The sequence below is a fragment of the Methylovulum psychrotolerans genome, assembly GCF_002209385.1.
In the GTDB taxonomy this organism is placed as follows: Bacteria; Pseudomonadota; Gammaproteobacteria; order Methylococcales; family Methylomonadaceae; genus Methylovulum; species Methylovulum psychrotolerans.
Map to the genome: position 1 here is coordinate 4,387,919 of NZ_CP022129.1, position 23,194 is coordinate 4,411,112.

Genomic DNA, 23,194 nt, shown 5'->3' on the forward strand with positions numbered 1-23,194 from the left:
TTATTCAACTAGAATGTAGCCACCTGTAAAGCGTCCGCCGAGACACGCCCAGCGACTTCGCCACAGTGTCGTGATGTTCGCCCTGCTCTATGAGTTTTTGGGCGTGGGCGACCTGTTGCGGGGTTAGTTTCACCTTCCGCCCCATCTTCACGCCACGGGCGACCGCAGCAGCTCTGCCCGCCTTGGTTCGTTCCTGAATCAATGAGCGTTCCAGCTCCGCCAGTATCCCGACCATTTGCCACATTGCCCGCCCCGTGGGCGTGGTGGTGTCTATGGCTTCGGTGAGCGACTGGAAAGCCACCCCCCTTGCTTTGAGTTCGTCCAGTAAGCCGATAAGGTCATGCAGCGACCGGCCCAGCCGGTCCAGTTTCCAAACTATCAGCGTGTCACCACCCGCCAGGCCCTTAAGGCACTTCGCCAGCTCCGACCGCTTGGCATTCGCCCCGCTTGCCTTGTCGGTAAAAATCCGCTCACATCCCGCCACCTTGAGTGCATCGGTTTGTAAGTCGGGGTTTTGCTCGTCAGTTGATACCCTTGCATAACCAATTTTCATAAGCCTTTTTATCCTACGGCTTTTCTCTGTTTTCTCGTGAATGCCAGATTTTAACAATATGGATTTCTTCGGGTTTTACAAGATATTCAACCCAATACCCAGATTTACCAAAAGGAATAAAACGCTCCCGCAATTCGGGGTTTTCAATGGTTGCTATCGGATGCCCTAGAAAAGGCTGATGTGGAATTTTATGTATAGCCTCCCTGATGCTCTTTGCTGAACGATTGGCAGCGGTGGGATTGTGGATTTTTATAAATTCACGAAGCCTTTCTAAATCTGCAACGGCTTCGGGAAATATTTTTAATTTGCGGAGATTGGACATTTAGCCTCGTTTTCATTTCCCCATGTGGCAAGCCATGCGTCAACAACTTCAAAAGGGATTGATTCACCAGTTTTTTCAAATCGTGCTATGCGTTCGAGCGTGTCTTTCCGTCTATCCTCTTCTTTTTCTTCCCGTTCAAGAAATTGTTTTATTGCCTCCTTCATCAACCAATGCGGGGTGCGTTGACGGGTTTCACCTAACGCTTTTAAGCGGTCATAGGTTGCTTCATCCAGTTTTACAGCTTTGTTTGTTGCCATATTAGCCACCTCAAAGTATTAACAATCAATAATAGGTACTGATAATATATACCGCAAAACAAAAATGATGGCAAGCGTTAAAAACAATGGTCAAAAATATGATTTACCCCCCGCCCTTCATGGCTTCTTTTTGTCCTTGATTTATGGCACAAATAAGCCCTTGATTTATCAGGGGTGCGGGTTTGTGTCAAATATCTTGATTTATGGCACAGGGGTGGCAGAATGCGAAAAATCTAGGGAGTTAATCACGAGGGGTGGCAATTAAGCCTTTTTTGTCAAGTTCAAGAACTTTTTGGGATATTTGCTTAAACAATGCAGGGGGAATAAATCCGTAATCGTATCGCCCCATTTTTCCGTTGATAATCCGCAGGTCATAGCCGGGCCACAGGAATTCATTAAAATCATCAAGCACAATCCACGATTTTTCCCAATCCAAACCTAAATGTTGCTTTACTTTTTGCGGAATCTCAATGGCTACAGAGGGGTTACTTGGTGGTGTGTGAGTTATCGGGGCAACTGTGACGGTTTGGCTATCATCATCATTGATTACAACAAAAATAACGGCACAAGGTCTATTTTTTACCCCTTCTATTTTTCCTGCTTGATACTCATTTCTCCACAAATAAGAATAGGAAATGACAAGCCCACATTCTGGTTCTGGTAAAGCCATAGGTATTTATTTCTTGCTGGTCTAATCCATTAAGGCGTTTAGGTAATCGTGCCTAGAGTCCATTTGTGCCGTGGCAATTCCTTCAATAGTTTTTTCTGGCAATTCGCTTATATGATAAGCTCGTCTTGAATGTGCCATAAGCAACATATATTCATGTTCAGAAAGGAAATAGCCACTCGTCCGCCCGTGGCTTGTAACGGCGATAGTCTCCCGTTGCACCCGTTCCCTGTACTGCCCAAAATTTTTAACAAATTCGGTTGCTGGAACTTCTACCATAACTCCCCCTTAATATATCTGCAATATACACAATACATTCATTATATGTAAAATACGGAAATTGACAAGCGTTTTTATTGCTATTGTTTTTCATTACAGGGCAACCCCTCAACATCTCTTTGTCTAAATACTTTCGGGGGTTTGGGGGCAGACAGCCCCCAATTAAATTATTGGGTGAGCGGTAGCGAACTCATTCTAAAACCTTATTACGAAGGTAAAGCAATTGTTCTAGTGCTTCGGCATATTTGCCCACAAAACGGAGCTGTTGGCAAAACATCCGCCAGTCTTCCCGCTCATGTGGCGAGAGTGCAAAATCTTCGTTTGTTCCCATCAAGTGCAACTGTTCATCAACATATTGCAAATTGTCAATTGCTGCCCTGATATTGGGCTTTACAAATTCCATAACCGCCCCCGATAGAAGAACCACGGGGGAAAGTCCCAGTGGTGGCGGGGAGTTAGTAAAACCCAAAAAAGAAGGTTTGCATCAGCCTTTAGGCTTTCACCTTGAACATACGCTAACGCCTCCCCACCAGAGGCAGGGAGTGCAATTTACGGCTACACTAACCGCTTTTTTGAGAGGTTACTACACCCCAACTATGCAACTGCATAGTCAAGGAAATGCTTAAACTAAAGTTGTCAAAATGGCAACACTTATTTTTATTCTTCCAAATCTGTAAAACTGGTTTCAGTAATTGAATAAACCGCCACGCCGTCAGGCGTTTGGGGCGGGTTTTTCTTTCCGCCTTCCCGAACATAAGAAAGCGAGCCGTGTTTAATCCGTTCCCTGATAAAATTAACTTTTGTGCCTTCTAGGGTGATGATTGAATCACCCGTAAAAAGCTGGATTAAAGCGTTTTGGTGGGATTTTACCTTTCTAATTTGAATATAGGGAATATCAATAATCGTTTCGTTGAGCAGGTAAAAAGACAGCATATTTTTAACCCGCTTTGTCCTATCCGAGCCATAAACGAAAAAATCAATCTCTATTTCGTCAGCGGTGGGGTGATCCGCCACGGGGGGCGGATTCCCCACCGCTTGGGGGGCAGTTTCTGGCACAGCTTCCTTGTGCCTGTTAAGTTCTAACAGCCTTGCTTGATATAAATCTTGTGCTTTGCTCATATATCCAGCCCCCTATCATTTTTTATAAAATCGTTTGAGTGGTAAAAAGAGCCTATCTGTACCGTTGTTTTTTGGGCTTGTGAAGGCGGGGCAATATCCGCCTTTGTGTTCACCTCAACCGACCGCCTCGCCTTCATATATTCGTAATCCTCCACGCCCATTTTTAAGCCCCGACCCCGTGCGGTTTTTAAGGAAGCCTGATAATTTTCTATCGTGGCGGTTTTGTCGTGTAGCCTGTTAAAAAAAGCCTCGTTATAAACGCCCCTCGCTTGCATTTGATAAACTTCTATCGGCTGATATTCGTGCTTAATTTCTTTGCCGTTTTCCGCATTGGTTAAATGCGAAACCCGAACATCTGAACCGCTATCGGCAAGGGCATTATTGACATAATCCGCATAGCGACCCCGAAGCCCGACCAATGAAGAACTATCTTTGATGTAATCATCTTTTGTGAATACGGCATTATTCCAATCCCGTGCCTTATTTCCTTCAAAGCCGTTTTCGTTAATATGCCTCATGGTAAGCATAATGTGGGCGTGTGGTTTTTCGCCCCCATCCGAAGCGGTTTTATTATGAAAATTTATATCGGCAACCATGCCTTTTGCCACAAACTCATTTTTGCAAAAATTGATTGCCATTGCTTCCCTTTGTTCCTTGGAAAGCTCCCTAGGAAAATCTAAAATAACCTCACGGGCAACTTGTGCAGTTGCGTGATTGTTTTGTTTATCTTCCCTTGCCTCCACTTCGTTCCAAAGTTTAGACCTATCATAAACCCAATCAGGGGCGTTTTCTGGTGCGAGTATTAGCGACCTTTCAACGCCTTTTTTTTCTGTATAGTCAAAAGTTTTCCCTAACCGCTCATCGTGCAATTTTTCGCCTGAACGATAAGCAGCACTTGCAACGGAAGATTGCCCGCTTGACCTGCCGATTATTTTAACCTCAAGCCTAAAATAACTCATCTGAATAACTCCGAGCGAAGCGAGGAACGCCACCCGCAAGGGTGGCGAACGGCTACGCCGTTAATTGTTGCACTGCGTGCAAATTTTTCACCCCTACGGGGTGGCTATGTTTGGTTGAAAACCGCTCCTAGTTTAGCGGAAGTGTCCACTTATACACTGGCTACGCTATCGCTCCGCCAGTGCGTGGACACCCCCGCCAAACTATCCGCTCCCAGTGCCTATTAAAACTTAATTGCCTTTTAATATATAAAGGCTTTTTGTTATGATAAAACCTGTATAGTGAATTTTTAACAAAATAGAAAATAAGGCTTGTGTTATGAACACCAAAAAATCAACGACCATAGAAAATCTTGATAAAAAGATTAAACAGCTTGAAGCCAAAAAACAAGCCGAGATTGCAAAAATAACCCAAGCCGAAAAAAAGCGGAAACTATCCATTTTATGGAGTTTTGGCGAGATGGTGGAAAAGGCGTTAATGGCAAAAGATTTAAGCCCTGAAAAACTGAAGGCGGATTTGTTAAAGCACTTGCCAGCAGGGGCAAAACGAGATAACGCAATCAACGCCATTGAAGAGATTTTGACGGGTAAAATACCAGACAAAAAAACAACAAGAAATAGCAAAAAAGCAACGGAAAATGAACAGCCTAAACCGACAGAAACAGGCGGTAAAAGTTCCTGAAAAAAACCTAAAAAATAAATTACCAAAAATAATAAAGTTGTGATATTTTTTTGCCGTAAAACGAACCAGCTAGAAAGGGTGAAAGCCCTTAAACCTTTTCTTGCTTATTTCATTTTAAGGGCGGACTTTATGAGGTGTGGTTTATGGCTAATGATTACAAATCCTTATTAAGAGAAGGGCGGGTTATTGTTGAGGATTTAGCAAAGGCTTGTAGTGAAGATGAAATTTATTATGCGTCTGCTGCTAAACTTCTAAATCATTATGAAAACTCAAAACAAACGGACGAAGATAAGAAAGAATTTGTCGCAGATGGTAGCTATTTATTTTATAGCTGGAAAGCCAATGTTATGGCACAAGAAGAGGCAAGATTTAAGCATTTGCCGAAAGTTATTTTCGCAGGGCGTGGTGCTATCAAGGCTTTAACAGATGTAGCGTATGAAACATTGATTCACACAATACATCATGAAAGCACAAAAGTTAAAATGAGGGATTTCGTAGATAATGTTAGGTATCACTATGTAGATGAATTTCACAGAGTAGCCGACCCCGTAAGAAATGTATGGCGTGCGGTGCATGAAATTTTAGAAGAGCATCGTTTCGGATTTCATAGCGAATACTAACATATTGTTTTAAGGGGAGCGGAAAAAACGCTTGATTTTGTGGTTTTTAGCTTATAGTGTTGCGTGATTATGTCACGCAACATAGTGCGTAAGCACGAAACGACTAGGATTTTTTATAGTGTTTTTAACCTTGAGACAGGCAGCAAAAGCTACAGGCGTAGCACCCACAACAATTTCAAGAGCCATTGAAGGCAGAAGGCTTAACGGAAGAAAAAACGAAAATGGAAGCTATGAAATAGAGCCAAGCGAGCTTTTTAGAGTGTTTCCCCCCGTTGCGGAAAAATTAAAAAAGGATGCGTTGCGTAAGCACGAAACGACCCTATTAAAAAAAGAGTCAGGACAGCCAGAAAATAGCGGATTGATTGAGAAAATCAAAGGGTTAGAGGCTTTGCTATTAGCAAAGGACGAAACACGCAACACCCTAGAAAAAGTTATAAGCGACTTACAAGAAGACAGGGACAAATGGAGGGAACAGGCAACACAATTGCTATTGACCGACCAGAGACCCAAGCCAGAACCGCAGGAAGAAAAGAAAGCCGACCAGCCACAAAGCAGCTTGCTTTATAAATTGTTTGGTAGACGATAGGCAAAAAAAACCGCTCACACTTGACAGCGGGAGCGGTTTTATCTCTTTGGCAATCATCGCCCCTTCGGGCTGTACTGCCCTTTGAAGGTAACAAGGCGAACCAAGAAAGGCAATAGGAAAAATGACCGACCAAACCGACCAAGTTAAAAAACAGCTTAAAGCGATGCACGGCGAAGCCGTTTATATAAGCTGGTTTGAATCGTTGGAACTTGTACAAGACGAAAATAAAATTATTATCGTTGCAGCAACTAACTTTATTGCTCAAAAGATAAAACAAAACTATTTAACCAGCTTTCAAATAGCGGTTAATGCTTCAATCAGTGGTATAAATAAAATTGAGATTATAACCGCCGAGCAAGCGGAAAAAAGCCCCAACATTAGCACCAATTCACCACTTAAAACAATTCAGCTTGAATTGTGGGACAACGACAAAAGGGCAAGCCCTAACGCCTTTTTTCGTTCTGCATTATTCCCAGCCATGAACCCTAAACAAAAAGAAAACCGCCCCTTTGTTAAAGCAAACAAAGTTTTTTCTATTGGGGGCGTGGTGGTGGAGTTCACAGGAGAACAGTTTGACCAGTCCGACCTTGATATATATTTAGAACTATTGAACATGGCAAAACCTTTGCCACTTGGCACAGAATTAAAATTTTCCGCTCATTCATTGCTAAAAGCGTTAGGAATAGCGACAGGGGGTAAGGAACATAAACGCTTACACGCTGTTTTAATTCGTTTGTGTAGTGGTGTTATTGACATAACCGACCATAAAAAGCGGTATTTTGGGCAGTTGCTACACGGCGGAATTAGGGACGAATTAACCCAAAATTATGAAATTTCTATAAACCCAAAATTTGCTACTATTTTTAATGGTGGGAATTGGGCGAGCGTTGATAAACAAGAACGCCAAGCATTAGGCAGGAACTCCACCGCTAAAGGCTTACACGCCTATTATTCAAGCCATGTAATGCCTAGTTTTCATAAGTTTGAAACATTAGCCAGCCTTTTAGGGTTAAAAAACAATGATAAAGCAGGTATTAAAAGAACCCTAATAAAAGCCCATGATGAACTAAAAGAAACGGGGTTTTTAAGTGGTTACGAGTTAAACGAAGATGGCGACAGCATCAAAACAAATCGCAATCATTCACCAAGTCAAAACCGCTTTCTAATCAAAAAAGCGAAGTAAGCACCAGACATAAACTAACGGGTTTAGAGACATGAACTAACGGGTTTAGAGACATAAACTAACGGGTTTAGAGACATAAACTAACGGGTTTAGAGACATGAACTAACGGGTTTAGAGACATGAACTAACGGGTTTAGAGACATGAACTAACGGGTTTAGAGGCGGCTTCCGGGATGGTCAGGCCCTGTTCTTTCATCACTGAAAGCAGTTTTTTTCTGAATGCCGCTGGATAAGCCATTCGTTTTCCATTCAAGATGATCGTTTTTACAATAGCCTATTATCATATCAAATTATATTGGCTTGGCTATATTGGCCAAGACATCCGTCTTATTGCTGTTGTTGCTGTGGGGCAGCGCGTCTGTATTTGCCGGGGAGGCCGGGGAAAGCCCGGAGTTGCCCGACACCGTCTCGATCCGCCAGCTCTTGCAGATTGTCCACGACCAAAGCCCTCGCCATGCCCTTATCCGCAGCCAAATTGATGTGGCGCAGGCCGATGTGGTGACGGCGGATGTCTTGCCCAATCCCAGGCTAAGCTATGGCCGTTTTGACCAGGCTGGCGGGCGCTGGAACACCCAGTTCGACGGCCCCTCGCAACAGAACGTCACCGTGGAAGTGCCGCTGTTACTGGCCGGGCAGCGCGGGGCGCGTAAGGAGGCCGCAGAGTGCCGGGTTGGCGTGGCCGAAGCCGATGCCGGAAGCCAATACCACCAATTGATACGCGACACATGGCGGCTATTTGTGCAATTGCTGGCGGAGCAGCAACGGGTGGCGGTGTTGGAGGAGGCCGGCCGGGAACTTGAGCGCTTGCGGGCGATTATAGCAGGCAAGGAAAGTGCCGGGACGGCCAGCCGCTATGATGTCCTGCGCATCACCCAGGAAAGCCATAACCTGAAGGCGCGGCTGGAGGGAGTGAAAAGCGGCACCGCCAGCACCGCCGGCGAACTCGGCGTGCTGTTGGGCTTCCCCAATTGGAGGCCGCAAGCGAACGGAGTGCTTGCCCCTATCGGGATTGTGGCGGACACCGGCACGCTATGGGCGCAGGCAGAACTGCATAACCAGGCACTGGAAAGCGCCCGCCGGGAAACCATCGCCGCCGATTCGGGCTTGGAACGCGCCCGCCGTGAACGTTGGCCCGTCCCCTCGCTGCTGCTGGGCACCGCGTTCACCGACCGGCCTTATGGCAATACGACCTTCGTCGGCATCTCTGTCGACTTGCCGATTTTTGATAGGGGGCAAGGCGGCATGGCCAAGGCATCCGCCGAAAAGCAGGCGGCCTTGCTTAAGCGGGAACTGGCCTTGGCCGCCACAAGGCGGGAGCTTGGGCGGGCGGCAGAGGTCTTGGCGGGGCGGCGGGCGACGCTCGCCGAATTTGAACGCGACGTACTGGAGCCGCTGCCGGGCTTGAGGCAAATGGCTGAGGATGCCTACCGGCTGGGGAAAACCGGCCTGTTGGAGTTGCTGGACTCCTCGCGATCGCGCACCGAAATCAAATTGGGCCATTTCGATCTGTTGGTGGCTGAAATTGAGTCCGAGCTTGATACCTTAAGGGCTTCCGGGCAATTAACTGTGGCTTTTGAAAAGATGAAGTAAACGCTAACTGTACTGTCTATCCACACATAACGGGAAGGTGGCGGTTAGGGTGCACCCTAAATTGACAGCCAAGATCATCAATAAACGAGCATGTCATATAAAATTATCCGCTGTTGCGTTTTTTCTCACGAACGGCTACGGCATACCCTATGCAACCGGAATAATGGCTGGTAAAGACATGCACAAAAATAGCGTTTTCTTGTGCATGTTTTCAAAACATATCACAAAAACGGCTTTTTCTTGTGTTTGTTGGTTTACAGGATAAGCATAAGCATAAGCATAAAACCTTATCTGCTTGGCGCGGTTTTGGGTAACGTCATCTCCAATAACCACCCAAAGCTGCCAGTGTTTTACCTTGGCAAAGCAGAGGCAGAAGCTATCGGCAAAAATGTGTTTGCATGGGAAATATGTGTTCAATTACTGCGGGGTTGTTGCCACCCAAAATGGGTTTGGGCATTTGCTTTTCTTGTTGGTATTGGCTATTTCAATTGGTGAATAGCAGGGTATAATACTGTAAAAAAAGATGGGGCTGCATGAGGGTTTTTAAATATCGTCTATTTGAAAAATGGGCTAAAAAACAGGGCATCATTGATGATGACCTGAAAAAAGCTGTTTTTGAAATAGAAAACGGGCTGTGTGATGCCAATTTAGGTGGCCATGTTTATAAAAAACGTATCAGCAGATCGGGTGAAGGAAAGCGCGGCGCTTACCGGATCCTGTATTTTATGAAACAGGGCGACACTATTATTTTTGCTCACGGCTTTGCCAAAAATGAAAAAGACAACATTTCAAAAACGGAGCTGGAAGGCTTTAAAATCATGGCCAAAGCCTTTCTTAATTTATCCCCCGTGCAAATGAACGCATTAATTGACAACAACACCTTAATCGGGCTTGCAAATGACTGATATCCAAAATACCCTCAGCGCAATGGCAAAAGACCTGTATGAAGTCGGGGCGATTGATAAAACGACATTACGGCAGTTTGATCCCCATTCCTTACCCCCCGTCCCCCACTATACCGCCAAGCAAATCACCGCTATCAGACAGACATTAGGGTTAAGCCAAAGTGTTTTTGCCGCTTACCTGAATGTCTCAGACCGGGCGGTAAAAAAATGGGAACAGGGCGAAGCGAAACCGACAGGGGCAACCCTCAAGTTGTTGTCTATTGTCGAAAGAAAAGGCCTTGATGTTATTGCGTTATGAATTGCCAGTCTGTAACCGTTCACCTACCCCCCCTATTTGAGGCATTAAATACGCTGCGGTAAATTGTGTGGCGATTTAATCTAAATCAACACGTTCCGCCCGTTCCCGCAACCCCTCATAAAGTTGTGCAGTGCCTAGCAGAATATCCTGCAAGCCCCTACTGAAATGGCACCTGTTGCGGGGCGGTGCCTTACATGCCGCCGAACCCTCCGTGGCGCAACTGGAACCCGGCAACGGCAAAACCCGTAAGGCCTACCTTTGAACGTACCGCAGCAACGACCTCGCGGAGGCCGGGCCGCGGCTGATCGTCTTCGACTACCAGAAAGGCCGGGGCGGCGAACATACCCGCCAGTTTTTGGGCGCGTGGAAAGGCCACCTGATGGTCGACGGCTATGCAGGTTACAAAGCCCTGTTCACGGACACCGGCGCCTGCACCGAGCTGGCCTGCTTTGTGCCCATGCGCGGCGAAAGTTCTTCGACTTGCACCAAGCCAACCAATACCCTCAGGGGCACAAGAGCCCCATGGCATGGGAAATATTACAACGCATCAGTGTGCTTTATGCCGTCGAAGCCGAAGGCAAAGCCTTGGGCATTGCGGCACGCCAACAACTGCGGGCGGAAAAAAGCCAGCCCCAACTGCGTGCCTTCCATGACTGGCTCCTGAAAACCCGTACCGTCACAGCCCCCGGCGGCGCTTCCGCCAAAGCCTTGGATTACACCTTAAAACGGTGGCCCGCCCTAGTCCGTTATGCGAAAACCGGACATCTGCCGATTGACAACAACCCCGTGGAAAACTGCATCCGGCCCATTGCGTTGGGTAAGAATTATGCTCAGTCCGTTATTATGCATAGTTCGCCTGTAGTCAACTGCGAAGCCGCATAACGGCGCGATTTACAGCACCACATGACTGATTTTAACTCAGCATAATAATTTGTGGTTTCCTGTAGCTTCTTTAATTGCTATAGGAATAAAACCATGTTTACTGAAACCCATCTGGCGGATCTTACTCACCTGGACTCGCTTGTCGATAATCCGTTCAGCGGCATTACCGCCAGAAATTGGGCGGATGCGCTATCACCCATCGGATGACCTTCTAAAGTTCCTGGAGGGTCTTTAATATTATGTAAAGTCAGCAGCGTGGAAAGCCAGGCGTGCTGACGACTTCCGATACTTACTCAGCATAATAACGGACTGAGCATAATTCTTATTATGCAAAGCTTTACATAACAAGAAAAATTGGCTGTTTGCCGGTTCCGAACGTGCCGGGCAACGTGCCGCCGCAATCCAAACCTTACTGGGCACAGCCAAGCTTAATGGCCTAAACCCGGCGGTATGGCTGAAGGAAACATTGGAAAAACTGCCCGTGTGGCCTAATAGCCACATTGATGAATTGTTGCCTTTGACACCCGAACAAATAAAGGCGATCAAACAAACTTTACCTGAAAAGGCAACGTGGTAGGGACACGCGCTTACTTTATTGACAGGTTGGCATTGTAACGGGCTTCATCATTGTGCAGATCATGGTGTGTCACCTGGGTTGCCGGACGACTTAGGATAAACCTGGACCATCACAATGCGGGGGCCGTGCATTTTTTTGACCAAGACATCAAATTGATGGAACCCGATTCTCTGGTTCTCCACCGGAATATCCCCGAGTTTGGACAAAATAAGGCCACCGACTGATACGGTGTCTTCCAGATCGAGTTCCTCATTTTCAATATCAACACCTAATATCCGCTCCAGCGAAAATATCGGCAAACTTCCCTTGCCCATCAGCGTGCCGTCATCCAGCCTGCTCCAATCATTCGTGTTTTGCTTAAACTCGTCACGTATCTCACCGACCATGGCGCTGATCAAATTATCCAGGGTGATGAAGCCTTCCGGCTTTTGCCCTTTCTCGCCGATGACCGTAAAGTGTGACGCCCCTGTACGGAAATGGCGCAATAACTCCAACGACGGTGTATCGGACGGAATGTATTGGATGGGGCGCAGGTAGCGGGTCAGATCTTCTATGGCCTTGTCTTCCTGCCGGGCAAAAAACAAATCTTTCAAGTGGATGACACCCAGCACGTCCACATGATTGGCGGCAAAATACGGATAGCGGCTGAACCGTGATTGGTACATGATGTCCAAGTTTTCCTGTACGCTGTTGGCGTGGCACAAGGCCACCATTTCGTGGTTAGGGCGCATCAAATCGGACACTTCCAATTCGCTGAAATCCAATGTTTGTGCGAGAATATTCCATTCATCGCGCGTGAAGCGTTCGGCCAAGCTGTTACTGCGCAATATCAGTTTGAGTTCGGCTGCTGAATAGCGGGCCTCGTAATGATGGGCATCACGAAGCCCAAGCACCCAAAGCACCAGATTGGCACTGGAATTGAGCAGCCAGATGGCGGGGAACATCAACCAATAAAAGCTGAACAACGGGACGGCAGTCCATAAGCCAATGCTTTCAGGGTTGCGTATCGCCATCGACTTCGGCGCCAGTTCACCGGCAACGATATGCAGGAATGAAATCGCGGAAAAAGCCATGGCGAAAGCAACACCATGGATCAGTTCAGGTGAAATAACCCCAACCTTAACCAACACGGGCTCCAACAAGCCCGCAAACGCCGGTTCGCCGACCCAGCCCAAGCCTAGCGAAGCCAAGGTAATGCCCAATTGGCAGGCGGACAAATAAGCATCCAGTTTTACATGGATTTTCGCCAGAACGCGTCCGCGCAGGCCTTGGGTTTTGGCAATTTCACGGATACGGGTCTGCCGCAGTTTGACCAGTCCGAATTCCGCCGCGACAAAGAAACCATTGAGGGCGACCAGAAATAACGCGACAACGATAAGCAACAAGTTATTCATAGCGTGGATTCAACTCCGAAGTACAATCCTAAGTATCATACGGCCTCCTGCTCGGCTTCAGCAAAAAACACGACATGGGGTGTTTGGTAATTACGTGTTTAGCGTGGGCGGTGATTCAGCTTGTGCATCACCGCCTCAATATCCGTCTCCGTGATATTCCCTAAACCGCGTTTCTAACAATGGCTGGCTAACCATCCGAGCCGAAATTTCAACGACCCATCAAATGTGCTTTGCCGCACCGACCCGATGATAGTTTGCAAGTATCCTGAGCCATCAAGCCATGTGACCATTAGCGGTATTTATACCGCAACTTGATCTCTCACGCATTAACCATTTGATCTTGTCTACGCGGCAAGATAAGGAACCGGCACTATGGGCAATTCAGACATCACCGTTGCAGACTACCTGATCTTCCGACTGAAAGAGATAGGCGTGGATCACCTGTTTGGAGTGCCGGGCGACTTCGTGCTGGGATTTTTCAATCAGGTTTTGAAAAGCGGATTGGCCTATGTCGGTACCTGCAATGAACTCAACGCGGCCTATGCGGCTGACGGCTACGCGCGTATTCGAGGTGTTGGCGCATTTTCTTCAACGTATGGTGTGGGTGAATTAAGCGCCATCAACGGCGTAGCAGGCGCGTTCGCGGAGAGAGTGCCTATAGTGGTGATCACGGGCTCACCGTCGACGATTAATTTCCGCAATCGGCCATTGTTGCATCACACGTTAGGCGATTATCAGATCCCACTGCGGCTATACGAGAAAATAACGGCTGCATCGACCGAACTGGTTTCTGCCGAAATGGCGCCTGCAGAGATCGACCGGGTGTTATCGGTGTGTCTTTCCCATCAACAACCGGTGTATATCAGCCTTCCCGCCGATGTGGTGATGATGAAATGTCCTTATCCGGAGGCTTTCCTGTTCCCGCCAAACCTCGGTAGTGATCCTGATGTGCTTGGAGAAGCCATCAACGAAGCCACGGAAATGCTGAACAATGCAGAGAAACCCGTCGTGATTGGTGACGTGGAGCTGATACGTTTTAAACTGCAAAAACCCTTCGCCGACTTCATCGATAAAACCGGCTTTCCCTATGCCACCATGATGTTGGGTAAAAGCGTTCTGTCAGAACAGCATCCACAATTCATCGGTTTATATGAGGGAGACCGGAGCCGTGATTATGTAAGAAATCGGGTAGAGTCTGCCGACTGTATTCTACAGCTAGGGGCATTGCTTACGGACTTTAACACGGGCGGCTTTACCGCCGAGCTTGATGCGGCGAAGACGATCAGCGTCAACATCCGTTCCGTCAGGATCAAGCATCATATTTATGAGAACGTGTCGCTCCATAACTTTATCCTTGGGCTGAGCGAAAATCTAACCCGTCGCGATTCGGCAACCCTGGCTATCCAATCGGCAACTGATGGCTGTATACATCGCCGTTCCGAACATTACTTTTCTGATGGGCAAAAACCGCTGACCATCAAGCGATTCTTTGATCGCATGAGTCATTTTATAAAAGACGATGCGATTGTCGTTGCAGAAACGGGCGTATCCCTATTCAGTGCAGCCGAATTGCTGCTGCCCAAAGGCGCCACCTTTATAGGGCAAACCTTTTATGGTTCCATCGGTTACAGCATAGGAGCCACCCTAGGCGCCGCTATGGCGGCAAAAGCTAGGCAGGTCGTGCTATTTGTAGGGGATGGTTCTTTTCAAGTAACTGGCCAAGATCTGTCGACGATGATCCGCAACCATCTCAAGCCCGTTATCTTCCTGATCAATAATGACGGCTACACAATAGAGCGCGTCATTAGTGATCATCCTTATAATGATATCCAGCCCTGGCAGTATCATAAACTGGTGGAGGTGTTTGGCGGCGGCCTAGGTTTTGATGTCCACACCGAAGGGGAGCTTGAAGCCGCATTGGCTATAGCCGTTACGGCTGATCAATTGATGTTCATCGAAATTCACACGGGGCGACTGGACTGCCCAAAAGCGCTGGTTAGCGCGGGGCAATCTTTGGCCATAGCCAATCAGTTAGATTAACTGGAGCGGGTATGTCATAAAAGCCGCCTTATAACCTTTGCAAGGCCATCACAGCTAAAGTCAATCCAGCCAGGTTGCGAACAGCGCCAATACCACAATCGCCATACTCACCGTTGCCAGCCATCCGAAAATCCTTAGCCAACGGCCAATGACAAACCTACCCATAATATCCACGCGCACGGCCATCAGCATCATGACGACCATAATGGGTACGGAAATGACCCCGTTGATGACCGCACTCCAAAACAAGGCCTTGACCGGATCGACGGGCGTAAAATTAAGTATCACGCCGAGCACTGTGGCGATGATAACAATGGTGTAAAAACCGCGGGCGTGTAACAGCTCCAGGCCTAAGCCAATATGCCATCTAAAGGCCTCGGCAATGCCGTAAGCCGCCGAACCCGCCAAAATCGGCACGGCAAGTAGTCCGGTACCGACAATGCCGGCGGTAAAAAGTACAAAGGCGAAATCGCCCGCGAGCGGGCGCAACGCCTCGGCCGCTTGGGCGGAAGTCTGAATATCGGTAATGCCGTGCAGGTGCAATGTGACAACCGCCGTCAACATGATAAAAAAAGCGACCAGATTGGAAAATCCCATGCCAACGTAGGTATCGATATTGATACGTTGCAATTCGGCCGATGCTTGTTCTGGCGCCTCCACTAACGGTTCCTCGCCAGGTGCGGCACGCTGGTCTTCCACTTCTTGGGACGCTTGCCAAAAGAAAAGATAGGGGCTGATGGTGGTTCCAAATACCGCCAGCACGGCAAGCAAGTAATTTGATTTGACCGATAAAGACGGCATAAGGGTCTGGTAGGCTACCTCACTCCACGGTACCTTGACTACAAATACGGTGGCCACATAAGCGAGCAGTGCAAACGTTAACGTTTTCAAAATAGGCGCATAACGTGGAAATGGCACGAAAATTTGTAGGCCGAGTGAGAGCAGGCCAAAACCGATGGCATACCAATGAGCCGGCCCCCCGATGAGCAGTTTGAGCGCTGCGCCCATGGCGCCAATATCGGCGGCTATATTGATCGTATTGGCGATCAGCAACAATAAGACAATGCCGTACAGTAGCCAGGGCGGATAATGCCGACGAATGTTAGCCGCCAACCCTTGCCCGGTCACCCGACCGATGCGGGCGCTGATGGTCTGAATACCCACCATCAACGGGAAGGTGAAAAGTGCGGTCCAAAGAATTGCGTAGCCAAACCCAGCACCGACTTGGGAATATGTGGCGATGCCGCTTGGGTCATCGTCAGCGGCACCGCTGATGAGGCCTGGGCCAAGTTTGGCCCACAAAGACTGTTTTTTGCCGGACGTTGCCGCTGGCTTGCTAGATTGGGTCATACTCTTTGCCGATTTAACGGCAGCGAATCAGCAGATGGCTTAGCAGAAAACCGGCAGTAGCCGCGATACCCATTGTGGCTATGGGGTTTTTACGGACAACATGGCGTGTTTTCCTCATCAGTTGTCGCTCGGCATCCAGTAAATCTTCGCTTTTTTCTCCCAGTAGTTCTGCTGTCTGATCCGCCGCATGGGCGATCTTATCAAAGGTGTCGTGTGCGTGGTGCGATGCTTTATCTAGGGTGTCCATAATCATTTTCTCGTTAGTTACAAATAGTTTTCTGATTTCGGCTCACTATACCCCTACCCCTTAAAATCAGTCTGTACGGCTGCGTACAATAGGCCAAAAACCTAGCAATGTTTTCTAGCGCACGGTGGAGGTGATTAGGTGGCTGTTTATTGAAATGTAAAGAGGCGTCATTTAGTTTATTTCGCACAATGCGTATGGGCGACATTAAAGTCGACTTCCGTAATGGATTCTTTGTCCATGCAAAAGCCAATACGATACTGGTTTCAATTCCGTTTTGCACGAAGCAGACAACGGTGCTGATACCGTTTTGCTAGTCCCTTTTGCCTTTTCCTGTTGCTCGAAACGCTGGGTAGCGCGTAAGCAGATATTGAAGGCTTCGCTTTGCGTATTGGGGAAGTCTGCACTACCGCCCTGTGAGGTCTTCCCTGGATGGGAGTCGGGTGATAATGCCTCAGGAGATGGACTCGGAACGGCCTCTGGAAGTTGGGCTTCGTTAGATCCGGCAACCGGGACTCCTGGCGTGTTGGTAGCGGCTTTTTCGGCCTTACAAACCATCGGCAATGTCATGATTAGAATTAATCCAGCAACTGAATTACGCATGTTAGAACTCCACTAAGAACGGGCTTCAAGAAAAACGATTGCTGCTGCCAATATACGCCCCAGCTTTAGGTTGTCCGTGCGATTCCACACATACCGTTATATGGCGGTCTATGTTGGTTTCCGCACTGTGTTTGCGATCGGGTGGGCATATGCTGACCCATTGTTGACGCGATGCTAGGTGATATCAGGAAGCGTCCCTCATGGGTCTACAAACCCAATATCACATAGCGACAATCTAAAGCAGGTTCCTTGATGAAAAATTTCCCAATTGTTTGCGTCGGCGGTTCGGCTGGCGGCCTTGACGCCTATATTCGGCTATTGAAAAATCTGCCGGCTGACATGGGTGTGGCTATCGTCATCGTTAATCACATCACAAAATTTCCAACCTTGTTGCATGAAATTCTTCCAAACTACACAACCATGCCAGTTGATCTAATCGCGAAAAATTTGATGATCGAACCTAATCGTGTCTTTATCATCCCTGAAAATCGGGATTTACACGTCCAAAATGGAGAATTCCGTCTAGAGCCTATATCCAAGCCTTGTGGCTGGCCTGATGTCATCACGGTTTTCCTGCGTTCGCTTACTCGCCATTGGGACGGCAAGCTTATTGCCGTTATTGTTTCTGGCTATGATGGCGACGGGGCCGCAGCCTTGTGTGACATAAAAGCAGTAGGCGGCATTACCATCGCGCAGCAGCTTAGTACGGCTCTCCGGCCTGACATGCCGGTGAGCGCAATTGACACTGGGTGCATCGATTTTATCCTATCGCCTGAAAATATCGCTCAAGAAATTATGCGAATTGCGCACGCTGAAGCCTAAGAAACGCTTCAAACCTGACTGATTCATAAACACCCTTCCCTAAGAAACCCCTTGGGGTTGGTTCGATACCGCACAGACCCGCAACTTTGTGTTGCTTATCATTAAAAGCATATCATTGGTATCACAATTCGTGTTGCTGTTTATGAACATCGGATCATAGCCCAACACAATTGTCATCAATATTTAAACCATCAATTTTTGGAGAAAGCCATGAACAAATTAAGTCAATTAAAAGGTAAGGCTATGACGTTTAGTCGCAAAGTAGAAGGCAGGATACTGCCACCGTTGCTTTTATGGATGCTCGGTGTACCAGGAGGGATTTGTGTGATTCTTTGGATATTTTTCTTTCGAGGCAAATAAGCTGTAGCCGTTTAATAAGGGCATTATAAATCGAGACACCGTCTTCTGAGGACTGGACTATAACTGAATTTAAGTCATGTCATGTGCAGCAATTTGTAATGATGGCTTGCTTGGCGGGTGCCTGCTGACTGACGCCGCCGAACAACGCGTGTCCGGTCCCTACTGGGACAATACTACCCACAAAGGGTACTCTTCTGGTAAAAAAATGCCTTCCCGCTGAAAGCCCAGGTGGTGGCTGATGATGACATTGACCACCTGGCCATTAGTGTTCGCGTGCCTGGTGCTGTGCATCTGATTCTGAGCCTAACGGTCTGCACACCCTGCAAAAGTGACCGGCCAGGAACTGACGGGACAACAGCAAGCCTTCAATTCCCGGCTGGACGCCGCCAGGGTTAGGGTGGAACATGGCATCGGCTAGGTAAATTGTGGGCGATCATGGCCAACCGCTTCCGGTGTTCCCATCTGATTTATACGGCCATCATGCAAACGGCCTGTGGTTTGTTCAATGCCCTGACCCAGCGATGGCAAATGGCTCAATTTGCTTATTGTGCATAAGCTCTTGTCGTATCGTTCTACATCATGTTGAAATAAGGATTGCAATGGCAAAAAATAATATCCCGCGTCACGTCGGTTTCATTCCCGATGGAAATCGCCGCTGGGCCACAGATCATAGCTTCCCAAAAGAGGCTGGATATGTCCATGGTATTAATCCGGGGTTGCTGCTGTATGAGAAATGCAAAGAACTTGGGATAGAGGAGGTTTCCATTTATGGATTTACCCAAGACAATACTAAACGGCCTTCCATTCAGAAACAGGCATTCTCCGGAGCCTGCATCACTTTCGCTTTCGAGATTGCACGCCGCGGAGCGGCTCTGCTTGTTGTCGGCGATGAGACATCGACTCAATTCCCCAAAGTGTTAACAGAATTCCGGCAGCGCCAGGGTGTCGGAATGAAGGTAAATTTACTCGTCAATTATGGCTGGGAATGGGATCTGGCCGGTCTTAAAAACGGTGGCCTGCGTTCAGATGAAGTTACACGTCTGGATTTGATTGTACGCTGGGGAGGAGGACGCCGATTGAGCGGCTTTCTCCCGGTACAATCGGTTTATGCCGATATCTATGTCAGGGATGAATATTGGCCAGATTTTGATCCGCAGCATTTTGAGCAGGCACTCGCCTGGTATAAAAAACAGGATCAGACACTCGGCGGGTAAGATCGTGGACCTCCAGTTTTAATATGGGAACGGGGGAAATAAAAGTGCGCCTGTTCTGAATGGCATCGAACGCCCCATGGGGCAATCCAACAAAGAAGGAATCATTATGAAAGGTTTTGTACAAGATATCGAAGATCTCGCAGTTAAGAACGACGAGTTTCGTCGAGTAATTTACACGGCAAAGCACTGCCAGCTTGTCCTCATGGCGTTAAAGCCCAAGGAAGAGATCGGTGCGGAAGTCCACAAGCTCGATCAATTCTTTCGCGTTGAGGAGGGGGCCGGTGAGGCGGTTCTTAATGGCGTCAGGACGGTGATCCGCACCGGCTTCGCGGTAGTTGTCCCGGCTGGGATAAAGCACAATATCATCAATACCGGCAGTGTCCCACTGAAACTCTATACTCTCTATGCACCGCCGAACCATCGGGACGGTGTCGTCCATCACACCCGAGAGGTGTAATGGTCAACAAAAACCGGACACTTTCTTAGGCAACCTTGCTGTAAAATTCCCGCTCAAATTCCAAAGGGGTTTTATAGCCCAATGTCGAATGCGAACGTCTGCCGTTATAAAAAGCGAAATAAAGCCTTTCTCAAGCACCAATTTGGCCGCATCTTGCTTAAATTCCAGGGTAAATTTGGGTTTTTTGACTTTATCTGTTTTGCTCATTTTTCACCTCTGCTGACATTATAATATGCCTTTGGAAGTGTCAGGCTTTATTAGACCATTTCAACTTTCTCCCTTAGGATAAGCTGAATGAACCAGTTCAGCAAGTCCATGAAGGGTTGTTTTTCTTCGCTCCCAAGCGGGTCATATTTATCATAGAGCCCCAGAAACGCTTGGTTGATGGCCGCCATGTCGGTACACCGTTCCGCGATAATCAAGGTGGAAACGAGGTTGCCCATTTGCCGCAGGTTTTCAAGGTCGTATTGGCTTTCGTCAATCAGGCAATAGTGAAGCTGCGGGGTATATTTGCCCAAGATATTGTTTTCCCCCAATAGGCTGGCAAAATCAGTCGCCGCCGTCCATTTTGGGTTGCCGTTGTACAGCACCAGCGGGAATATCGGCGGCAAATCCTGCTTTTGGGGATTATCGCGTAGCCAGTCCATGTAAAAGTTACCGACATATAGAGGTGGATTTATCGGCGACAAGGCCTAACAGCAGAATGTCATAAAGGCTGATTGCCTTAATCTTCGCCCAATTGCGTGAGCATTTCCGCCTGGTGTTCGTGGATTAGAGGCTGGATGACTTGCTCCAAGCCACCTTGCATAATGTCGTCGAGCTTGTATAGGGTCAGGTTGATGCGATGGTCGGTGAGGCGGCCTTGTGGGTAGTTATAGGTGCGGATGCGTTCGGAACGGTCGCCGCTGCCGACTTGCAGCTTACGGGTTGCCGATTGTTCGGCATGGTGCTTTTCCTGTTCGGCGGAAAGCAGGCGCGAGGCTAGCAAGGACATGGCGCGGGCGCGATTTTTGTGTTGTGAGCGCTCATCTTGGCATTCCACTACCACTCCAGTAGGGATGTGGGTGATACGGATCGCCGATTCGGTTTTGTTGATATGCTGGCCACCTGCCCCGGAGGCGCGGTAGGTATCGACTTTCAGATCAGCCGGATTGATGTCGACGGCATCGACTTCGTCCACTTCCGGCATGATGGCGACGGTGCAGGCGGAGGTATGGATACGGCCTTGCGATTCGGTTTCAGGCACCCGTTGGACGCGGTGGGCACCGGATTCAAATTTTAGTTGCGAATACACGTCACGCCCGGAAACGCGCAAAATGACTTCTTTATAGCCGCCGTGATCGCCATGGCTTTCGTTAATGATTTCGGTTTGCCAGCCACGCCGTTCGGCATAGCGTTGGTACATGCGCGATAAGTCGCCGGAAAAAATCGCCGCTTCGTCGCCGCCAGTACCTGCGCGGATTTCTAAAAAGATGTTACGGTTGTCGTTAGGGTCTTTGGGCAGCAATAACAGTTGCAACTCGTGGTCGAGCGCGTCGATTTGGTTTTCGGCATCCCGGATTTCTTCTTTAGCCAGTTCGCGCATATCGGCGTCGCTGTCATTGAGCATGTCTTTGGCCGAGGCGAGCATGTCTTGCGCTTGCTCATAGCGTTTATAGCATTCTACCAGCGGGGTGATTTGCGCGTATTCTTGGCTTAAGGTGCGGAAGCGGTTTTGGTTGCCTTGCACTTCCGGTTCTGAGAGCAGGGCGGCGATTTCGTCGTAGCGTTCGCACAGATTTTCAAGTTTGATTTGTATGGATTTTTTCATTGGGTATCGCTGAGTTTAAAAATTTCGCGGGCAGCGGCGACTAAGTCATGACGTTCGTTTTCGGCGGCAATCCTGATTTGGCTGCTGGGCGTATGGATGAGTTTATTGGTGAGGGTGTGGGCGAGACGGTTTAAGGTTTCTTCGGCGGACGCACCGTTTTTGAGCGCAAGTTGGGCTTTTTGTAAAGCTTCATCGCGGATGGTTTCGGCAGATAGGCGAAAGTCGCGCAGGGTCGATTGCGCCCCTTGGGCGCGTAGCCACGCCAGAAAATAGTCGACTTGGGTGTCGATAATCTCTTCCGCTTGGGCCGCCGCCAAGCGCCGGGAGTTCATGTTTTGGTCGATGGTGTGTTGGAGGTCATCAACCGTGTACAGGTATACGTCGCGCAATTGTTCGACTTCCGCCTCAATATCGCGCGGCACTGCCAAATCTACCATAAACATGGGCTTGTGTTTACGTTTTTTTAAGGCGCTCTCTACCCGCCCTTTACCTAATATCGGTAAGGAACTGGCGGTTGAGGAGATGACGATGTCGGCCTCAGCCAGGTGGTTAGGCAATTCCGACAAGTCGATGGCATAGCCGTTAAACTGCGTGGCGAGGGCATGGGCTTTGTCAAACGTGCGGTTGGCGATGATGAGTCGGCCTATGCCTTGTTGGCTTAAATGCCGGGCGGTCAGCTCTATGGTTTCGCCCGCGCCGATCAGCAGGGCGGTTTGTTCGCTGAGCTTGTCGAAAATCTGTTGGGCGAGTTGCACGGCGGCAAACGCGACCGACACCGGGCTGGAGCCGATGGCGGTGTCGGTACGGACTTTTTTGGCGGCGGTAAAGGTGTGCTGGAACAGTTTGCCCAGATGTTTGCCTAAGGTTCCCGCGTCACAAGCCGCTTGGTAGGCGGTCTTCATTTGCCCTAAGATTTGCGGTTCCCCCAAGATCATCGAGTCTAAGCCGCTGGCGACGCGGAAAATATGCCGGATTAAGGCGGGTCCGGTGTGGCTGTACAGGTAGGGGGTAAGGTCATGGCTGTCCAAATGCTTATTTTGCGCGACCCAATCAATCAGGATTTGCTGGTTGGTGGTGCTGGCGGCGCAGTAAAATTCGGTGCGGTTGCAGGTCGACAGGATCGCCGCTTCGCTAATTTCCTTAAGGTTATGCAGCTCTTGCAGGGAAGGCTGCAAGACGTCGGCAGGGAAGGACAGCCGTTCGCGGACAGAGACCGGAGCGGTTTGGTAATTAATCCCTACGGCAAGGAGTGTCATGGTATGGGTGGTCAATTGGACGTTACCGGTTTCGATATGGGTTTTGCCAGGGCTATAAGGGCTTAAATTAGGCCTGCGCCGATGGCTTTTTGCTAAATCAGCCGTATATTATCTCGCTCTATGCCAAGAAATAGAATAGCTTAATGAAAATGCTGTAATCAGCTCTCT

General features: G+C 48.4%; 29 protein-coding genes and 2 pseudogenes. 14 read left to right on the plus strand and 17 right to left on the minus strand.

The window, feature by feature from the left end:
• Positions 1-4: 4 nt before the first annotated feature.
• The 8 genes from CEK71_RS19715 to mobQ form a co-directional block, all read right to left on the minus strand.
• Positions 5-553 carry a recombinase family protein gene (locus tag CEK71_RS19715; RefSeq protein WP_088620981.1) on the minus strand — a complete coding sequence of 183 codons (549 nt, stop codon included), beginning with the start codon at positions 551-553 and terminating at the stop codon, positions 5-7.
• Positions 554-566: 13 nt separating this feature from the next.
• Complete coding sequence (locus tag CEK71_RS19720; RefSeq protein ID WP_088620982.1) at positions 567-875, minus strand: type II toxin-antitoxin system RelE/ParE family toxin; 309 nt, start codon at positions 873-875, stop codon at positions 567-569.
• Positions 854-1,132 (minus strand): CopG family ribbon-helix-helix protein, encoded by a 279-nt coding sequence (locus CEK71_RS19725; RefSeq protein WP_088620983.1) that lies wholly within the window; start codon positions 1,130-1,132, stop codon positions 854-856. Before CEK71_RS19725 ends, CEK71_RS19720 begins: the two co-directional genes overlap by 22 nt.
• A gap of 241 nt (positions 1,133-1,373) precedes the next feature.
• Complete coding sequence (locus CEK71_RS19730) at positions 1,374-1,802, minus strand: type II toxin-antitoxin system PemK/MazF family toxin (RefSeq protein ID WP_088620984.1); 429 nt, start codon at positions 1,800-1,802, stop codon at positions 1,374-1,376.
• 21 nt (positions 1,803-1,823) lie between these two features.
• Positions 1,824-2,078 carry a type II toxin-antitoxin system Phd/YefM family antitoxin gene (locus tag CEK71_RS19735; protein ID WP_088620985.1) on the minus strand — a complete coding sequence of 85 codons (255 nt, stop codon included), beginning with the start codon at positions 2,076-2,078 and terminating at the stop codon, positions 1,824-1,826.
• Positions 2,079-2,268: 190 nt separating this feature from the next.
• On the minus strand, positions 2,269-2,481 hold the full coding sequence (locus CEK71_RS19740) for a hypothetical protein (RefSeq protein ID WP_088620986.1): 213 nt from the start codon (positions 2,479-2,481) through the stop codon (positions 2,269-2,271).
• Positions 2,482-2,735: 254 nt separating this feature from the next.
• Positions 2,736-3,197 (minus strand): hypothetical protein, encoded by a 462-nt coding sequence (locus tag CEK71_RS19745; protein WP_088620987.1) that lies wholly within the window; start codon positions 3,195-3,197, stop codon positions 2,736-2,738.
• Positions 3,194-4,156: a MobQ family relaxase gene (gene mobQ, locus CEK71_RS19750; RefSeq protein ID WP_088620988.1), complete on the minus strand. Its 963-nt coding sequence runs from the start codon at positions 4,154-4,156 to the stop codon at positions 3,194-3,196. The genes CEK71_RS19745 and mobQ overlap by 4 nt, the downstream gene beginning before the upstream one ends.
• A 316-nt stretch (positions 4,157-4,472) precedes the next feature.
• Here mobQ and CEK71_RS19755 point away from each other — a divergent pair, with 316 nt between their 5' ends.
• The 5 genes from CEK71_RS19755 to CEK71_RS19775 all read left to right on the plus strand — a co-directional run bounded on the left by CEK71_RS19755 (position 4,473) and on the right by CEK71_RS19775 (position 8,814).
• Complete coding sequence (locus tag CEK71_RS19755; RefSeq protein WP_088620989.1) at positions 4,473-4,835, plus strand: hypothetical protein; 363 nt, start codon at positions 4,473-4,475, stop codon at positions 4,833-4,835.
• Positions 4,836-4,978: 143 nt separating this feature from the next.
• The gene (locus tag CEK71_RS19760; protein ID WP_088620990.1) at positions 4,979-5,455 is read left to right on the plus strand and encodes a hypothetical protein; all 477 of its coding nucleotides are present in this window, start codon (positions 4,979-4,981) and stop codon (positions 5,453-5,455) included.
• Between the two features lie 118 nt (positions 5,456-5,573).
• Entirely contained in the window at positions 5,574-6,041 is a 468-nt protein-coding gene (locus tag CEK71_RS19765) for a hypothetical protein (protein WP_088620991.1), read from the plus strand.
• Between the two features lie 121 nt (positions 6,042-6,162).
• Positions 6,163-7,224, plus strand: coding sequence for a plasmid replication initiator TrfA (trfA, locus tag CEK71_RS19770; protein WP_088620992.1), 1,062 nt, complete (start codon positions 6,163-6,165; stop codon positions 7,222-7,224).
• Between the two features lie 309 nt (positions 7,225-7,533).
• A complete protein-coding gene (locus CEK71_RS19775; RefSeq protein ID WP_232463695.1) occupies positions 7,534-8,814 on the plus strand; it encodes a TolC family protein in 1,281 nt (426 codons plus the stop codon).
• Positions 8,815-8,961: 147 nt separating this feature from the next.
• Here the strand turns inward: CEK71_RS19775 and CEK71_RS19780 are convergent, their stop codons facing one another.
• Positions 8,962-9,231, minus strand: a complete 270-nt coding sequence (locus CEK71_RS19780) for a hypothetical protein (RefSeq protein ID WP_157679464.1) — start codon at positions 9,229-9,231, stop codon at positions 8,962-8,964.
• 116 nt (positions 9,232-9,347) lie between these two features.
• Here CEK71_RS19780 and CEK71_RS19785 point away from each other — a divergent pair, with 116 nt between their 5' ends.
• From CEK71_RS19785 to CEK71_RS19805, 4 genes and pseudogenes are all read left to right on the plus strand, one after another.
• Complete coding sequence (locus CEK71_RS19785; protein WP_088620994.1) at positions 9,348-9,719, plus strand: type II toxin-antitoxin system RelE/ParE family toxin; 372 nt, start codon at positions 9,348-9,350, stop codon at positions 9,717-9,719.
• Positions 9,712-10,017, plus strand: coding sequence for a helix-turn-helix domain-containing protein (locus tag CEK71_RS19790; RefSeq protein ID WP_088620995.1), 306 nt, complete (start codon positions 9,712-9,714; stop codon positions 10,015-10,017). The genes CEK71_RS19785 and CEK71_RS19790 overlap by 8 nt, the downstream gene beginning before the upstream one ends.
• 169 nt (positions 10,018-10,186) lie before the next feature.
• Positions 10,187-10,839 (plus strand): annotated as a pseudogene (tnpC, locus tag CEK71_RS23770) (IS66 family transposase); the annotation flags it as partial.
• A 406-nt stretch (positions 10,840-11,245) separates the two neighbouring features.
• A pseudogene (locus CEK71_RS19805) lies at positions 11,246-11,476 on the plus strand (transposase domain-containing protein); the annotation flags it as partial.
• A gap of 59 nt (positions 11,477-11,535) precedes the next feature.
• On the opposite strand, the gene CEK71_RS19810 reads toward CEK71_RS19805, so the two are convergent.
• Positions 11,536-12,870, minus strand: a complete 1,335-nt coding sequence (locus CEK71_RS19810) for a hemolysin family protein (protein WP_088620999.1) — start codon at positions 12,868-12,870, stop codon at positions 11,536-11,538.
• 372 nt (positions 12,871-13,242) lie between these two features.
• On the opposite strand from CEK71_RS19810, the gene CEK71_RS19815 reads away from it, so the two are divergent.
• Positions 13,243-14,910, plus strand: coding sequence for an alpha-keto acid decarboxylase family protein (locus CEK71_RS19815; protein WP_088621000.1), 1,668 nt, complete (start codon positions 13,243-13,245; stop codon positions 14,908-14,910).
• Between the two features lie 60 nt (positions 14,911-14,970).
• Here CEK71_RS19815 and CEK71_RS19820 read toward each other — a convergent pair whose 3' ends face one another.
• The 3 genes from CEK71_RS19820 to CEK71_RS22880 all read right to left on the minus strand — a co-directional run bounded on the left by CEK71_RS19820 (position 14,971) and on the right by CEK71_RS22880 (position 17,107).
• On the minus strand, positions 14,971-16,260 hold the full coding sequence (locus CEK71_RS19820; protein ID WP_088621001.1) for an Nramp family divalent metal transporter: 1,290 nt from the start codon (positions 16,258-16,260) through the stop codon (positions 14,971-14,973).
• Positions 16,261-16,273: 13 nt separating this feature from the next.
• The gene (locus CEK71_RS19825) at positions 16,274-16,507 is read right to left on the minus strand and encodes a hypothetical protein (protein ID WP_232463696.1); all 234 of its coding nucleotides are present in this window, start codon (positions 16,505-16,507) and stop codon (positions 16,274-16,276) included.
• 204 nt (positions 16,508-16,711) lie between these two features.
• The gene (locus CEK71_RS22880) at positions 16,712-17,107 is read right to left on the minus strand and encodes a hypothetical protein (RefSeq protein WP_157679466.1); all 396 of its coding nucleotides are present in this window, start codon (positions 17,105-17,107) and stop codon (positions 16,712-16,714) included.
• A 252-nt stretch (positions 17,108-17,359) separates the two neighbouring features.
• Here CEK71_RS22880 and CEK71_RS19830 point away from each other — a divergent pair, with 252 nt between their 5' ends.
• The 4 genes from CEK71_RS19830 to CEK71_RS19840 all read left to right on the plus strand — a co-directional run bounded on the left by CEK71_RS19830 (position 17,360) and on the right by CEK71_RS19840 (position 19,960).
• Complete coding sequence (locus CEK71_RS19830; RefSeq protein WP_088621003.1) at positions 17,360-17,929, plus strand: chemotaxis protein CheB; 570 nt, start codon at positions 17,360-17,362, stop codon at positions 17,927-17,929.
• A gap of 210 nt (positions 17,930-18,139) precedes the next feature.
• Positions 18,140-18,289 carry a hypothetical protein gene (locus CEK71_RS22885; RefSeq protein WP_157679468.1) on the plus strand — a complete coding sequence of 50 codons (150 nt, stop codon included), beginning with the start codon at positions 18,140-18,142 and terminating at the stop codon, positions 18,287-18,289.
• A gap of 599 nt (positions 18,290-18,888) precedes the next feature.
• On the plus strand, positions 18,889-19,503 hold the full coding sequence (locus CEK71_RS19835) for an undecaprenyl diphosphate synthase family protein (protein ID WP_088621004.1): 615 nt from the start codon (positions 18,889-18,891) through the stop codon (positions 19,501-19,503).
• Between the two features lie 106 nt (positions 19,504-19,609).
• Positions 19,610-19,960: a cupin domain-containing protein gene (locus CEK71_RS19840; protein ID WP_088621705.1), complete on the plus strand. Its 351-nt coding sequence runs from the start codon at positions 19,610-19,612 to the stop codon at positions 19,958-19,960.
• A gap of 3 nt (positions 19,961-19,963) precedes the next feature.
• Here CEK71_RS19840 and CEK71_RS19845 read toward each other — a convergent pair whose 3' ends face one another.
• From CEK71_RS19845 to hemA, 4 genes are all read right to left on the minus strand, one after another.
• On the minus strand, positions 19,964-20,167 hold the full coding sequence (locus CEK71_RS19845; protein ID WP_088621005.1) for a hypothetical protein: 204 nt from the start codon (positions 20,165-20,167) through the stop codon (positions 19,964-19,966).
• 50 nt (positions 20,168-20,217) lie between these two features.
• Positions 20,218-20,607 (minus strand): Rpn family recombination-promoting nuclease/putative transposase, encoded by a 390-nt coding sequence (locus CEK71_RS19850; protein ID WP_088621006.1) that lies wholly within the window; start codon positions 20,605-20,607, stop codon positions 20,218-20,220.
• Between the two features lie 77 nt (positions 20,608-20,684).
• The gene (prfA, locus tag CEK71_RS19855) at positions 20,685-21,770 is read right to left on the minus strand and encodes a peptide chain release factor 1 (protein ID WP_088621007.1); all 1,086 of its coding nucleotides are present in this window, start codon (positions 21,768-21,770) and stop codon (positions 20,685-20,687) included.
• Positions 21,767-23,026 (minus strand): glutamyl-tRNA reductase, encoded by a 1,260-nt coding sequence (gene hemA / locus CEK71_RS19860; RefSeq protein ID WP_088621706.1) that lies wholly within the window; start codon positions 23,024-23,026, stop codon positions 21,767-21,769. The genes prfA and hemA overlap by 4 nt, the downstream gene beginning before the upstream one ends.
• Positions 23,027-23,194 lie beyond the last annotated feature (168 nt).